The sequence below is a fragment of the Desulfosporosinus sp. I2 genome (assembly GCF_000960765.1).
Classification (GTDB): domain Bacteria; phylum Bacillota; class Desulfitobacteriia; order Desulfitobacteriales; family Desulfitobacteriaceae; genus Desulfosporosinus.
In genome coordinates, this window is the sequence record NZ_JYNH01000128.1 from 1 (window position 1) to 13,546 (window position 13,546).

Consider the following 13,546-nt stretch of genomic DNA (forward strand, 5'->3'; position numbering starts at 1 on the left):
TCGACCAGACTGTTCCGTCTGATGCAAGAAAGTAAGAGGAATTATTCCCTGCCGCGACGGAAGTTATCGTTTTATTGCTCAGTCCCTGCACCTGAACTGGGGTGTACCTGGTTATTATGGTGCCGTCACCCAGTTGACCGTCGGTGTTTAAGCCCCAGGACCATACTGTGCCATCACTCTTCAGTGCAATGGTATGACCCGCACCACCTGCGATACTTGGATAAGGATTTGTTGTGGCATAAACAGGATTACCTGGATTAGCTAACAATGGTATTACGGGTAATAATATAGCAATTAATACTGATATAAACTTCCTAATAAGATTCTTGATTTTACCCAACACAAATTACCTCCTTCTCATAACAAACGACTCATATTTTATATTTGATTAGTTTCTAAAATTTTTCACTAACTGATTAATTTACCTGCTTATTTCCATCTTTCCGCAATGTTCAATCCATTTGTCTGTATCAACAAACATTACCCAGGTCATTCTATGGGTGTTTGTACCTCCACAAATTTTGTGCATTTTAGTTTTTAATCATGAAAAACAGGAAAACAGTTATCATAAGATATATTTAAATATGGCACTTAAGAATTACAATAATATTCTTCATATTCTGTGTGAGTTAGCCTTATTTCCTTTCAACAATTTGCAAGATCCTCTCTAAAACTATCTTTTTGTTATAATTCTAAGTAAAAATCTTTTTTCCTTTAAGATTAATCCAAAATATTCCAACATTGTTCGGCAATTTTTTTAAAATAATGATATAAATGATGCGTTTCTGACACATTCTTTTAATATTCTTCAATTAATGTAATAACCAATTTTTAATTTACTAAAAAAACCGGATATTATTTAGCGACTATAATCTAAAATGTAGCTAATATGTAAAACGTATATCCTTGCAACTTTTCACAAAAATGAAAATAGTATTGTTAAATACGTTCAGTAAACTCACAATGCACCTCAGGTTGAGGTGATATATAACTTCGGCGGATGAAATGAGCTGATTGACTCTTGCTATGACCCATACCCTATTTGTCGGACACAGGTGAGTTAGGGTAAAATAAACCTGTGGGGAGGCAAAAATCATATCAAACAAGGGGAAACGTTATGACCAAGAATTCAAGGCAGACATAGTTCGGCTGGTGCGTCAAGAAAAGCGCTCAGTAGCCAGTATGGTGACTGATTTTTGGAATTAGTCACCATACCGTTCGGAAATGGAGCGGAGAAAGCAAGAAACATGAGAATTCGGACAAAGTACTTATTGCTCAGCTGCAAACAGAGATTAAGGCCAAGGACAAGAAGCTTACAGAACATGAGGTTACAATAGATATCTTAAAAAAAACCACGGCCATCTTAGCGAAAGACAACCGGAAGTAATGTTCCAGATGATAAAGGAATATTGGCCCATACTTTTGTTTCTCTTCTCGACCTCCTTGCTTGTGTGAATTTGTCTTACTATGCTAAACGGGATACCTTTCTAAGGCATCCCGTTTAGCAATTGGTCTTATTCTGAGTAATGTCTAAGGCGTCCTTCGCCGCATTCTCTGGTTTGCACTACTGAAAATAAAACCTTCTTGAATGAGTGCCCTTAGCCTCATCCACTGAAGGAGGCCTGTATAATCTGTTTCCAGATTCTTCTTTCTCTCCTTGTAAGATTATCCACAACCTAAGCTTTCTTCTTTAAGGAGGTTTTCTCCGATTACCCATACTTCATCAGTACCACTCCTTGTAGAATACTCTTTGGAGAAAGACAAAGTACCCTTTAAGGGTGATATGGCAGTATGCCCTTTTAAAATCTCGTTAGAAAATAAGGTTTCTGCTCCGGCTGCAGCTAGGAGATTGGTATAGGTTAGAGAGTTTAAATATCCTCCAGAAAGGCTGTAAGAGGATTGGGCATACTTCCCCCTTGAAGTTTGGGCTTCGATGATGCCCTTTTGACGGAGCTGAGATAAGGCTTCTTTTAGACTTCTGTAGGCTACACCTAGACGTTTTGACCAGGCTTTTTGAGTTTCAATAACAGTTTTATGTTGCCGGAGATCGTCAATGATATCATCTTTGACTTCTTGAATATGGTCCCTTCTCCGATCGCGGGGCTTGGCCCATTTGTACCAGCCTTTTATCTGTGCAGATAGGCCCGTTATGGATGATAGGACACGGGGGGAGGCATGGTGGCGGCCGGTAATGACAGAACGATAGATTTTCTCAATCTCAGCCGTGGGTAGGGGTTCTTTGAGGCCTTTATTCCAAGCATGAAGCTTGGTGTGAATTTCCAGAGTAGGGATTCCTGCGTCCCACAGGCACAGACCAAGACCATAGGCCCAGCGGTTTCTTTCACCTTTTTCAGCGGCCGGCTCTTGAATTCGTTTCCCAGCAGGAGTGACTAGCAAAGTGCCGATATAGACAATCTTATGCTTCTTTTCCTTGGATGCTTTAATCGGTCGGCGAGCTTCATACCACTCAGAGAGTTCTTCCCAGGTAGTTCTGCTGTAGTTGTCCGTGTAAACGATATTGGACATGGTTGGACGGCGTACCCATCGTTCTACACCGACAGCGCTGGGGTCAGCTTCTAGGGCTTCTACCATGGCTTCATGGATCTTTGAGACTTTGGCCAGCAGGATATCATGGCGGATTCTAAGGGGTTCAGATAAGATATTCCAGGCTTGATAGTGGCCAGGGGTGGCGGTGGCAATAATCAGCTCCGGCGTGGGAAGACCGGCAACGTGATAGAGATCAAGGATATCCTCCGTTGTAGTGCCTGGGGGGGTATCGAAATCGCAGACAATAGCCAGGACGTGTCTTACATAGCGACGTTGGCGGCGACGGGCAAAGAAAGTGGATGCAGTGATATAGGTGTAATCTTTGGATTCGAGATCGGGTAACGTCCATAGTAAACGGTGATCAGATTTTATATTGGAGCCGAAAACCAGACCGTGATCTTTCTTTAGGAGATTGAGTTTATATGGGCTGGTTTCGGGCAGTACATGAGCATAAACTTCAGATAGCATTGAACCAACCTTTCAAATCAAAATCCCGAGCAAGAAAGCTCGGGATTTTGGCAATCATTTTAGGTTTTTTAGTTGCGGCATGATATAATTAAGCTACGAGTTTAAATATTTAAAGTTTTGTTCCCGGTCTTGTGCCGGGAATCTTTCTTTTTATTGGGTATTAAAAAGGAATGATTAAGATACTCTTTTTGATTTCTTCCAGTGGTGCTTGATGATCCATTGCTACATACTTGATGTGAATGAAGCTACTTTTTCAGATTGAATTCTCCGGAAAGTTTTTTAATAGGTAGGGTTTCATCTTAGATGAAGTTAAATAGACCAAGATTCAAATTACTCGTTAGGCAAAGTAACATCATAATCAACTCCTTGCAGGGTGAAATCGGGGTGAATTACTATGGGCATGGGTTCTCGTTTATCCTGAATAAGCAGAATGACGGCGACAACTAGGATAAAAGTATAGATAAATAATTCAATGATTGTTTTGCGTCCCTTCAATAGAGTTTCCCTCCTCTTCGCTTCCTTTTGGGGTGTATAGGTAAGGTAGCGGGTCCGTGTGGCTCCAAGACAATCTGGAGGTTCTAATTTCAAAATGGAGATGGTGGCCAGTGCTGGTACCCGGATTGGGGTCAAGCTCCGGATCTCCTCCTTCTAGGCCGATGATGTCACCAGTGAAGATCTCTTGATCGGGAAGGGCGAAGATTTTGGATAGATGGGCATAAAAAGAGTAGAAGGTTTCATCCGGGTAATCGTGTTTGATCAAGATGTAATTTCCGTAATTATTGTCGATTCCTACTTTGACAACTTGACCATTGGCAATACTCTTGATTTCGCTATGCCATTCCGGAGCAATATCAATACCAGTATGGAAGCTTAATTTACCTGTTACAGGATGGATTCGTTGACCGTAGGGTGAGGTGATTACACCTACTGCTGGCATAGGATATTTTCCGTTTAGGATAACGGCTCCCGTTTGGAGACGGACTTTATCGCCATGCTCCGCACGGAAGGCTTGGAGGGCTGCCATTTCGTTTGGGTTCGTGAAAAAGCCCGCTATGAAAGATAGCGGGCTTGCAAGGATATAGGCGAAGATCATGAGGATTAGAAGAACTAGGGCGATAGGTATTGAAAAGAGAATTAAAAGGTTTCTTCTTCCATCTTCGTCGGTGGTCAAGGTTGCTAGGTGAATAAGGACTTTGCTAGTTACGGGATCTGCCATGCGCTCTCACCACACTATCTACCTCCAGCTTTACCCATGTATTCAAACTTATAGTCGGGTATTTCAAAGTTAGCTCTCAGGCGTTTTGATCCAACCATAAGAAGAGCTTGGCCACGTTGTTTGCTGGCCAACAGCTCTTCCTCTGCATCTGTTAGGTTGTAGAGTTCTTTGGTTTCCTTTAAGTTGCTTCCATCGGTACCCATGAGAATTTTGAAGCAGGCCATTTCGAGTAAAGGTTGTCCATACATCTTAATTTTCGGATCAAGAAAATCTACTACGCTGTGAGATATAACTCCAAGGGCTCCCTCATATTTCCGAACACCTTTTGCAATATTTCTCAGAAACATAAGACTTTCTGGAATATTGGGATCAATCATATAATAAGCTTCGTCGCAGATAAGCAGGACTCTCTCCGTTGGATCTTTAACAATTTCATCCCATGCCCATTGCAATAGATTAAAATATTGAGCAGACTTAACACTGTTTGAAGTGGTTTGTAAATTCTTAGTATCTAGACAGACACATTGGGAATCTGTTTGGATCGATGTGTGCCCATTCCATATAAAGCTATCCGAACCTACGGCAATATCCCTGAGCAATAGGGTTAAATCATCGTATTCTTTCTGATAAGGATTATCTCGCTCCTTAGCTTTTTCATTAATTTGACGGTGAAGATCCGCCATTATCGGAAAGTCGGTATTTTTAAGCATTTTGATTTCTGTTTCCCAAAAAATATTGAACTTGTTATAAAGCTCAATAATTTCAGTTTTTAAAATTGCTTTTTGTCTATCCGTTAAGGATGGAATATAGTGACCAAAAAAGATTTCTAAACTCTTAATATAAAGAGCCATATCTCCCATGCAATAACCATCATCCCCATAGAGCTTATCATCTTCACTATTATCATCTTTGGCCGCCGTTCTTATTTGTAGAGGATTTACTTTCCCATTTGATCCTCCTCCAGCATTAATCCAATCGCCATTCAAGTGCATCGTAAATTCTCTATACTCACGATGTGGATCAATAAAGATAAGCTTGGTACCTCTCATATACTCAGCTAAGGCAATATGTTTAATATTAGTAGACTTACCTACTCCGATTGTTCCTGTAATAACAAAATTTGAGTTTGTCCGGTCCCCTCCCCTGATCCACGGGTCTAGAATAATCAAACCTCCGGCAGAGTCTTTGGCGAAGTAATATCCTTTCCCGTCGTTATAACCTGAAGAAGCGAATGGAAAACCACCAATAAAGCTCGATAAAGGGACTGGGCGTTGCGTAATTTTCTCAACTTTTTCATCAGTACCGTAAAAGGGGGAGAGCATTTTAAAGCCCTCCTTTTGTAGGTTGGCCAGTACTCGGGCTTTACATTTTAGGCCGACTATCGTGCTCTCCACTTTTCTACATACCTTCGTGAAAGCCTGTTCATTGCCCGCAAGGGGCATGACTACAACACTCATCATCCCTACCAATTCCCCATCCTGGTCTATCTGTTCAAGGATCTTTTCTGCGTTATCAGCTGTCCGTACCGCTCTTTGGCGAGTCAAGGGATCCTTCGTTGTTTCTGCTGTTCCTCTATTGAGACGAATTGTAGAAGATAGAGTATCAATAAACGTTCCGGCGTCAGTTGGAGTGAATGTGATGGAAGCTATGGTACTTGGTATGTTGGTAATTTTAGATAACCACCCATAATCCGGGTCTTGATGATATTTTATTATGCCATAGGCCTTGCCTTTGTTTTCGCCAATTGTAAGCGTGTTACGGGTAAAGTTTAGTCCTATTGGGGCAATTACATTTAGTAACGCATTATTCACGGGGACGGCTTCTGTTCGTTTAGCCATTTGGATCCTCCTTTCAGCACGTATGAAACGGCAAGATAGACCTTTTCTTGCCGTTTCATGATGATTAATTTTAATGGGTAAGTATCGGAAAAGATGGACTAATATCCATATCTTCTAAATGGACGTAAGCCGGATTGTTAACAAGGTTACATAAGCGAGTAATATCTTTCTCTTTAATGATTTCGCATGGCACTTTTGAGCTTTCGAAGGCCGCTTTGAGATCCTGGGCACGACGGAAAATATCTCGCTCACAGTCTTCTTCGTAACGTTGCCAGATAGGAAGATAAAACTGACGTTCAATGACATCTCCGGAAAGGGCGTAATTGCTGATAGCCGCTGTTTCTTTGCGCAACAGTTCTTTCTGCTTGGGGTTGTTTGTTGCCGCCAGCAATACAGCGTACTCGTTGGTGAGTGGGCTAATATCGACCGGACGTGAGACAGCAAGGAGCTTGAGAGTTTGATGATCTCCGGAGAGTTCGGCGGTAAGCCTTCGAGTAAGGGATTCTTTTTCTCGTTTGCTAAGGAGATCGATACTGATAGAATCCGGTTTGAGGTATTGAAAAATATAATTATCTCTCGTGTAAAGGTATTTATCTCGGATGTCTTTCACGTTAGTGAACTCTTGGGCGGTTATTTGGTCTCTGTTTTCTTCTTCACGTTGCTTCTTTTGATTTCGGATCATGAAGAAATAGACCGCAACTCCGATAAGTAAGGTCAACAGAAAAATCGATATTGCAATAATGGGGCTCATGTTCGTTATTCCACCTCCTATTCCTTATTTTCAAATCAGAATTAAAAGAAAGACAGCGGTTAGGCTGCCGTTGAAATGGTTAGCGTTCGTATTCGTATTCATTTCCATCGTCATTTGAATTTCCACTCATCTAACGAGCTATAGGGGTAATGCTTTTGAGACCGAGCAAAGTGAATCATATTTTTAACTTGATCCACAGCCGAAAGATTTGTCTGATCCTTGATACACATCATGACGCTGCCAGCGATAATTACAAGCATCACCACGATACACACTGAGATGTTTTGTGTGATCAGAAACGCAAGAATGTCTACAACTCCACCCACTAAACACAATAGAGCCGATTGTCTCAGCTCAACTTTGCCAAAGCCATCGAAATACTCTGGCCGGGTTTTGATCCCCACAGGAATATAAAGTGTCTTTTTAGTATCTTCCATAAGCCCTCCTATGCAAAGTAGTAGAATACGATATCTTTTAATTGCCAAACCGACTCAGCGATTATATAAAAAACTCCTGCATGAATTGCTCTTTTTTTGTACATAAGACGTTCATCTTCATTACCCATCATTCTAAAGAAACAGAAAGCGATTCGCATGAAGACCCCTGCACGGACTAACAAAATAATTGCTTCCGAAAGCTCATCAAGTTCCACCTCCACTCCTCCTATCCTTATCTCATTACTCCTCTAAACATCTGAACTAAACGAGTCGCCTGATAAGCTTTACCCATCACACCGCCTTGACCACCTGCAAGGATTATAAATTCTTGTAGGAATTTTGGTGTACGAATGGCCATTAATATGGTGGCAGTTGCCCAAATAAGATGTCCATTCATAACAAGTGCGATACCCAATTTCAGCAAGGCTATTTGCAACATCACTGTAATCATAGCTTGAAAGAATTTTTGCATATACGTTTTGAAAACCCCTTGATCCGAGTCCACCAAACCTACACAAGCCAGAGGAATACCCAATCTCAGGACTAATATTTCAAGCCCTGTCTGTAGAAATTTTATATATAGAAAAAGGAGACATCCGAAGAAAATCAACCCGATAATCCCTGGAACAATTCCTCCGGAAATTATACCCACAACAATAACGCTAAAGTCTGCCGTTACCCCTCGGCTTATAATGTTTAAAAGCTTATCGGTTAAGTCTTGAACAATAGTTGCCATCCATCCATAGAGCGTAGGAAAAGAAATGGCAACCACGAGTGCTTTTACTAAGTAAGTAAGAAAGAGAATCGGATCTGTGTCCGCATCTCCATCAATCCAGAGTATATAGGTGTCAAATCCTTTCTTAATAAACTTGAGAATAATTAGCGACACTCCAAAATAAAACAGGATGTCGAAAAGATCAGATATAACAGCTCTTCCTAACATCTGATCTAGAAACTCGTCAGCGTAAAATGCCATAGGGACCAAATTGAGAAGCATACTGTCCATATACTCTAATAGTCCTGATAATAAAGCTTCGATTAACACCATTAATAGAGCTACCAATCCCAAACCTCCCTTCCATCTAAAGGCTTGCAGGGAATTTAAATCCCTACAAGCCACGAAGTCTACTTTAGCCTTTATGGCCAAATACACCCATCATTTTTTTCAGTATCTTTTCCCCTTACTTTAAACGTAATAATACATAACAACACTGATTATGACCCCTGTTAGTTCGACACCAAGAACGGATATTAGGGCGACGACAATCCGTTTATTCCAGCCCTTTTGATCCATCTCATCGGCAGCCCCGCGCCTAAACCAAAAATAGGCTATAATCGGCACACCAGCTATTGGGGCTGCAATTATTAAAGCCCTCCCCACATCCTCTAGAAGTTTCATTGAGCCTGTGAAAATCTTACTGCTTTGAATATCTTCTGCAAAAGCCGCACTAGGGAACACAAAGAATAAGACAGCCATAAAGATGACTGCCAAGAGAATGGATTTTCTGTAGTTTTTAAGCATAACCTTCTTCGTCACCTGCTTTCATTCGTTATCATTAAGGCTAGTAAAGCCCGCTTCATACGTTTGCCGAGGGATTTGGGGAGATGGTTGCATGCAAGCTGCGGTATAGAATTTCCAAACTCCCCATAGTTTCATATCTTGCATACTGGTATTACGCTTAGGTCTCCGGTTTTCACGCATTTCACGGACACTTGTGTTGTGTTTTTCGTTACCTAATCCAAACATTCGGTTAAAATGGGTTTCTGCCAAATCAGGTGCGTACATAATTGCCGGGTGACTACGTGAAGTAATCAGGCTGTAGGGACGTGATATAAGCCTAACCTCATCGGACGTAAGGAGCGATCGGCTCATTAGGCTTGTACTCTGGCTCGTAGACGGTGTCGAATACTTCCCATTATTAGCACTCAATGAGTAGGACGAAACTGTGTGATTTCCCAGCTTCCCAGATATCTCTTTAAGTGTTTCATCGTCTTCGGCCTGAAGGTAAATCCAGTTCTCACAGTTGCCCCGAATGATTCTCGCAATCTCTCTTCCGTACTTTTCCTCAAGTTGAGCAAAGGACTGAATGAAAAGATTGAACAGAATTCCACGACTCCGCGCAACCGTTAATTTATTGGCGAAGTCTGGAATCTTGACAAAATTACCAAATTCCTCAAGGTTAAAGTGAACTCTTTTTTCTAATCTCCCTCCCCGCTGATCCGCAATCTGAACTAATTGCCCATAGAGTTGTGATACAAATAAACTAGCCAGAGAATAATACGTTGTCTTTTCATCCGGCAATATTATGAAAATTGCTTGTTTCTTAGATCCCACATTACCAGGGTTAAAATCGCTTCGGCAAGTCATCGAATAGATGGAAGGATCGGTAAACAAGCGTAGTGTTGATAAGGCTGCAGTGTAGAAACTACCCCTCGTCCTTGCCGGTGCCACTTCTGAAATAGCAAGCAAAGCCTTTGCCGGATGCGAATCAGGGAGTCTTTTAACATACTCAAGAATAGGCATCTTGTTATTAACCGTTTTGCACATAAACGCGATAAAGTAATAGACATTCGTCATGTTCTGGTATTTACGCTTATCCCCTTCCCTATTGTCGTATATTACGCTCATGATGGAGCTGGCAATCACAGAAGCCTCCCCATCGTTCCAAATTCGCTCTCCTTTTGCTTCCCCAACTAATGTTGCAGTAATGTCCCAGGTTGCATTAATCGCTTTCGCGATATCCCCTTGATCTATAGCGTCAACGACTGATTGAAGATAATTGTAGCAGTGACTTTTGAGGGGATTCCTAAAATCTAAAGCGACAACTTCATAACCTAACCGCTCCAGGTAAGGATAAGTATATTGAAACAACTCTCCTTTAGGATCAGAAAGAAACATGCTTTCTCCTGAAAGTCCAATGATTCCGATAGATTGAAGAAGCACGGTTCTGGTTTTTCCACTCCCAGTAGCCCCAATACATAAAGTGTGCCTATCCTTTGCGCAATAATAAAATTTCTGTTGCTTTGTATCCTCGGTTTTATGCATTCCTAACAAAATTCCACCATGTTCTATCTTCCGAGACTCACAAATTACCTCGACATTTTCTCCATTACCACCTTCAATGTCCTCAAGGCCTCTCTGTAACAGCTCCTGAATAACCTTATCCGTTAGCTTTAATGTATAGCTCTGAAAGTTAGCGTTCTTTTCCTTTTCTGTCATCCACCTCGCAGATCCATGCTGTTTCTGACCCACAGAGACAGGAGTCGAAATCTCAGGAGTGATTTGCATCATACGGCTCTGGTATGGCTTGTTATTGCTGAAGAAAAGAAAAACTGTAAAGAGTAAAACAAACCCTTCAAAGCATAAAAAAAACATCCGGTGAGATTTCACTGATACCAAGCTTTGGATGCTGTCTCCAAGTGTCGGAAAGCTGAACTCCAGTGATTTTATGCTTAGCACCAAATGGAGTAGTGTGGAAAAGTATAGACACGCTACTGTGCCGATCGCGATAGCAAGTCCAGCCATGACTAACCTACGTTTTCTATTCAACCTCTTATCACCCCCTCTTAGATTTCTAATTCTTCGGGCTCATGGATATTTGACTCAACAAATTGGTTTCTTTGGTTTATTTCAGGTAGAATGGAAACGTTAATTTTGTTCAAAACCCGACCGATAGCTGTTAGATCCTCAAAAGTAACTTGTGGTGGACTAATTTTAGTGAGTTGTGTTAAGCCGGACCTAATCACCTTCAGTTCTGATTCACTTAGAATCTTATTTTGATCGATTAATCCGGCACCCAAGGCAAATTCTTCGCAAGCCTTCGCATAGTCACTAAATCTATTATTCAGAATGTAGTGGTTAAGCGTTAGGACTGTTCGATAACCCGTGGCGAATTGATAACCTTTGCCGCAAATTTGTTTGGCCGCCAGCACCTTATCATTGAATACCAAAAGCTTCCTATAGCCTACTTGTTGTTTTCCTGAAATGACGCATTTAATTGTTGGTGCTGTTTTATGGGCAAACACATACTCTGCTGTCTCTTCAGCAATTTTTTTAACAACTTTACCACACCAATCGCCATGAAGGTCGTTGTCTTGATCTATTTGGGAAATCAGAGCATCCTCTGAGTAAATATTGGCATAGATACCATTTTTATTGACTATATTGATCATATATCCTTCTATTCTAAGTCTCCTAAATAATTCATCATACCAAGTCTGGATAAATTCATCTTTCAGTTCATCATAGTCCAAGAAATGTAATCCTCCCTCCTTTTTGGCATTCCGTAATAATACCCTTGGGCTAGAGTTACCCCTATACTCTTCACAAACTCATGATCATCCTTAGTCTCAATCCGCTCGACGATAACGGGTTTTTGAGTTGTCCTTAATTTTTTAACGAACAATTCATTGTTTCTTAATTCCTTCAACTCAACTTTAAATCCTGTTACCCCTGCTTTTAGCCACATATTAACTGTTTCTGGGGTTATATCGTCTGCCCAAACTGATAACCCCCTAGATTGCAATACCTTAATCGCTACTTTCATCGGTTTAAAATTGGGTAATATACTCTTATCCCATTCTACAATCTCAACTCCCCCAGTCCAATAAATAGGTAACCTACAAAATATAGGCAATGTATACGGTGTTATATTAATCGTGTAAGGAAGGGTCCCCCTTTCCTCGATGCATTGGAGAATAGCGTGGATTTCTCTTCTTAAAAGAGTGCTTCTGTCCTTAGTTGAAAAGTAATCCTTAATAGGACAATCCGGCCTGCTTAACCTCTCTTCCATGACTTTTTCGCCAGTAATCAGATTTACAATGGGTTGGCTTAATATTTCTAACAAAATTAACACCTATCCCTTCAACTCAACCTTTTTGTGATTAGCCCTTCAGGGTAGTGGGTAGTCACGGATTTTCTGATTGGGCTTCAGGTAAGGCTACAACTGAATTAAGGATTTCAATAATCTTATTTTGCTCAGTAACGATATGTGTTCCCTTTGCATCGGTATAAACCAGGGATGGGATTTGTTGTACGAAGTCTGTTGGAGGACCAATTTGAACGGTGATTGGGAGAGCTATACCGTTTTCATTCTGGAATATTTTGGACGTTTCGACAGCCTCTTGCTGATCTGTTGTCTTTACGAAGGTGCTAACCAATACCAGTGGTTTACGAGGGGTACTTCCCATTTGATTTAAGGCATCTTGCGCATCTTTAATCGTTTCAACGGATGACTCGTCCCAGGTTGCGATGAAAAGTGCGGGTGTTGCTTCTGTGTTGATATAAACTCGTTCTGTTTTTTCATCTGCTACATTTAGGATAGGCACAAGATGATAGTTCGCTTCGGTAATTACGCCTTGTAATGGTACGTCTTTAAGGCTTGTACCCTGCGAACCGCTTGCAGTATTTCCATTCCCTCTAAGAAGGCTGAAAACCCCTAATACGATAACGAATAATACGAGTACCCCAAGTATTACGATTTTTCCTTGTTTAGTTAAGTTGATTTTTTTGATATCCATATTGTTTTCCTCCTCTTAATTTTCATTTGGATAATAGATTGGTGGATTATATGTTTCTGGATTAGTAGGTACCGGATCTACTGAATCGGGTTTGATATTGTCTAGCTGTCTTTGCGGTGGAGTTTGCGTTGTGGGTGGTGTAGCTATACCCTGATTCTGCTCAGGCATAGCAGGGGACAGCGGTGGATTTACAACACCTGTTGGCGGGGCCATTGTACTGCTCATTTGTGTTTTTGGCGTAGCAAAGGGGTCAATCACAAGCGAAACCTTTCCTGTAGCAAATTGACTAAAAGCCCCTGCGTTTTCTTTGGGGATTGCTAGTTGAACCGCTACAGGAACATTACCATTTGGATTACTAGGATTTGGTTGTATTTGTTGGCCAGTATTATTTATAACTGCCACAACTCGGACCCCCTCCAGTGAACTAAGCATTTCGGATGGGACTGCCTGCCCCCAGTTAGTACCGTTTCTATCCGGGGTGAGATATACGCTCACGATATCACCGGGTTTGACTAATCCAGAGGTCGTTAACGATACAGGTACCCATACGCCAACCTCACCGGGATAAAGACCATTTCGGATAGGAATATCTGCTACAAGTCCTTTAATTAGAGGTTGCCCCGCTTTTATAGGGTAGGACAATGATAGTCCTATCACCTCATGCATTGAAGTGATAACATCTTTCGGCAACACACCCGACAGCTTCCCGTCATCTTTTAAATCGGCGCTGTGAGTATCTGTCCAGGCTGTAGGTCATTAGCTGCAACAA

At 41.3% G+C, this 13,546-nt stretch carries 15 protein-coding genes; all 15 read right to left on the minus strand.

All coding sequences use genetic code 11. The features are described from left to right. Window positions 1-340 (minus strand): RCC1 domain-containing protein (locus tag UF75_RS20380; RefSeq protein WP_045576395.1); only part of this gene is annotated, 340 nt, incomplete at its 3' end. Window positions 341-1,665: 1,325 nt separating this feature from the next. Beyond that, the gene (locus UF75_RS20385; protein WP_045576396.1) at window positions 1,666-3,015 is read right to left on the minus strand and encodes a primase C-terminal domain-containing protein; all 1,350 of its coding nucleotides are present in this window, start codon (window positions 3,013-3,015) and stop codon (window positions 1,666-1,668) included. Window positions 3,016-3,345: 330 nt separating this feature from the next. After that, window positions 3,346-3,510, minus strand: coding sequence for a hypothetical protein (locus UF75_RS29325; protein WP_197079475.1), 165 nt, complete (start codon window positions 3,508-3,510; stop codon window positions 3,346-3,348). Further along, a complete protein-coding gene (locus UF75_RS20390; protein ID WP_045576397.1) occupies window positions 3,485-4,231 on the minus strand; it encodes a M23 family metallopeptidase in 747 nt (248 codons plus the stop codon). Before UF75_RS20390 ends, UF75_RS29325 begins: the two co-directional genes overlap by 26 nt. A gap of 14 nt (window positions 4,232-4,245) precedes the next feature. After that, window positions 4,246-6,069, minus strand: coding sequence for an ATP-binding protein (locus UF75_RS20395; RefSeq protein WP_045576398.1), 1,824 nt, complete (start codon window positions 6,067-6,069; stop codon window positions 4,246-4,248). A gap of 70 nt (window positions 6,070-6,139) precedes the next feature. Continuing rightward, entirely contained in the window at window positions 6,140-6,820 is a 681-nt protein-coding gene (locus UF75_RS20400; protein WP_045576399.1) for a preprotein translocase subunit YajC, read from the minus strand. Between the two features lie 110 nt (window positions 6,821-6,930). Next, on the minus strand, window positions 6,931-7,257 hold the full coding sequence (locus tag UF75_RS20405) for a hypothetical protein (protein WP_045576400.1): 327 nt from the start codon (window positions 7,255-7,257) through the stop codon (window positions 6,931-6,933). Between the two features lie 8 nt (window positions 7,258-7,265). Further along, the gene (locus UF75_RS20410) at window positions 7,266-7,472 is read right to left on the minus strand and encodes a hypothetical protein (RefSeq protein ID WP_052693484.1); all 207 of its coding nucleotides are present in this window, start codon (window positions 7,470-7,472) and stop codon (window positions 7,266-7,268) included. A gap of 17 nt (window positions 7,473-7,489) precedes the next feature. Beyond that, on the minus strand, window positions 7,490-8,320 hold the full coding sequence (locus tag UF75_RS20415) for a conjugal transfer protein TrbL family protein (RefSeq protein WP_156146540.1): 831 nt from the start codon (window positions 8,318-8,320) through the stop codon (window positions 7,490-7,492). 123 nt (window positions 8,321-8,443) lie between these two features. Continuing rightward, a complete protein-coding gene (locus tag UF75_RS20420; protein ID WP_242860366.1) occupies window positions 8,444-8,794 on the minus strand; it encodes a hypothetical protein in 351 nt (116 codons plus the stop codon). A 6-nt stretch (window positions 8,795-8,800) separates the two neighbouring features. Next, a complete protein-coding gene (locus tag UF75_RS20425) occupies window positions 8,801-10,807 on the minus strand; it encodes a VirD4-like conjugal transfer protein, CD1115 family (RefSeq protein ID WP_242860367.1) in 2,007 nt (668 codons plus the stop codon). Window positions 10,808-10,824: 17 nt separating this feature from the next. After that, complete coding sequence (locus tag UF75_RS20430) at window positions 10,825-11,511, minus strand: hypothetical protein (RefSeq protein WP_045576403.1); 687 nt, start codon at window positions 11,509-11,511, stop codon at window positions 10,825-10,827. Next, entirely contained in the window at window positions 11,493-12,104 is a 612-nt protein-coding gene (locus UF75_RS20435; protein WP_156146541.1) for an EAL domain-containing protein, read from the minus strand. Before UF75_RS20435 ends, UF75_RS20430 begins: the two co-directional genes overlap by 19 nt. A gap of 61 nt (window positions 12,105-12,165) precedes the next feature. Beyond that, on the minus strand, window positions 12,166-12,777 hold the full coding sequence (locus tag UF75_RS20440) for a hypothetical protein (protein ID WP_045576405.1): 612 nt from the start codon (window positions 12,775-12,777) through the stop codon (window positions 12,166-12,168). A 15-nt stretch (window positions 12,778-12,792) separates the two neighbouring features. Continuing rightward, window positions 12,793-13,470, minus strand: coding sequence for an RcpC/CpaB family pilus assembly protein (locus UF75_RS20445; protein WP_052693487.1), 678 nt, complete (start codon window positions 13,468-13,470; stop codon window positions 12,793-12,795). Between the last annotated feature and the right edge of the window lie 76 nt (window positions 13,471-13,546).

What these genes read in the sequence shown, in the direction of transcription:
- UF75_RS20385 (WP_045576396.1), bottom strand. Translation starts at nt 3,015, where the DNA reads ATGCTATCTGAAGTTTATGCTCATGTACTGCCCGAAACCAGCCCATAT.
- UF75_RS20390 (WP_045576397.1), bottom strand. Translation starts at nt 4,231, where the DNA reads ATGGCAGATCCCGTAACTAGCAAAGTCCTTATTCACCTAGCAACCTTG.
- UF75_RS20395 (WP_045576398.1), bottom strand. Translation starts at nt 6,069, where the DNA reads ATGGCTAAACGAACAGAAGCCGTCCCCGTGAATAATGCGTTACTAAAT.
- UF75_RS20400 (WP_045576399.1), bottom strand. Translation starts at nt 6,820, where the DNA reads ATGAGCCCCATTATTGCAATATCGATTTTTCTGTTGACCTTACTTATC.
- UF75_RS20405 (WP_045576400.1), bottom strand. Translation starts at nt 7,257, where the DNA reads ATGGAAGATACTAAAAAGACACTTTATATTCCTGTGGGGATCAAAACC.
- UF75_RS20440 (WP_045576405.1), bottom strand. Translation starts at nt 12,777, where the DNA reads ATGGATATCAAAAAAATCAACTTAACTAAACAAGGAAAAATCGTAATA.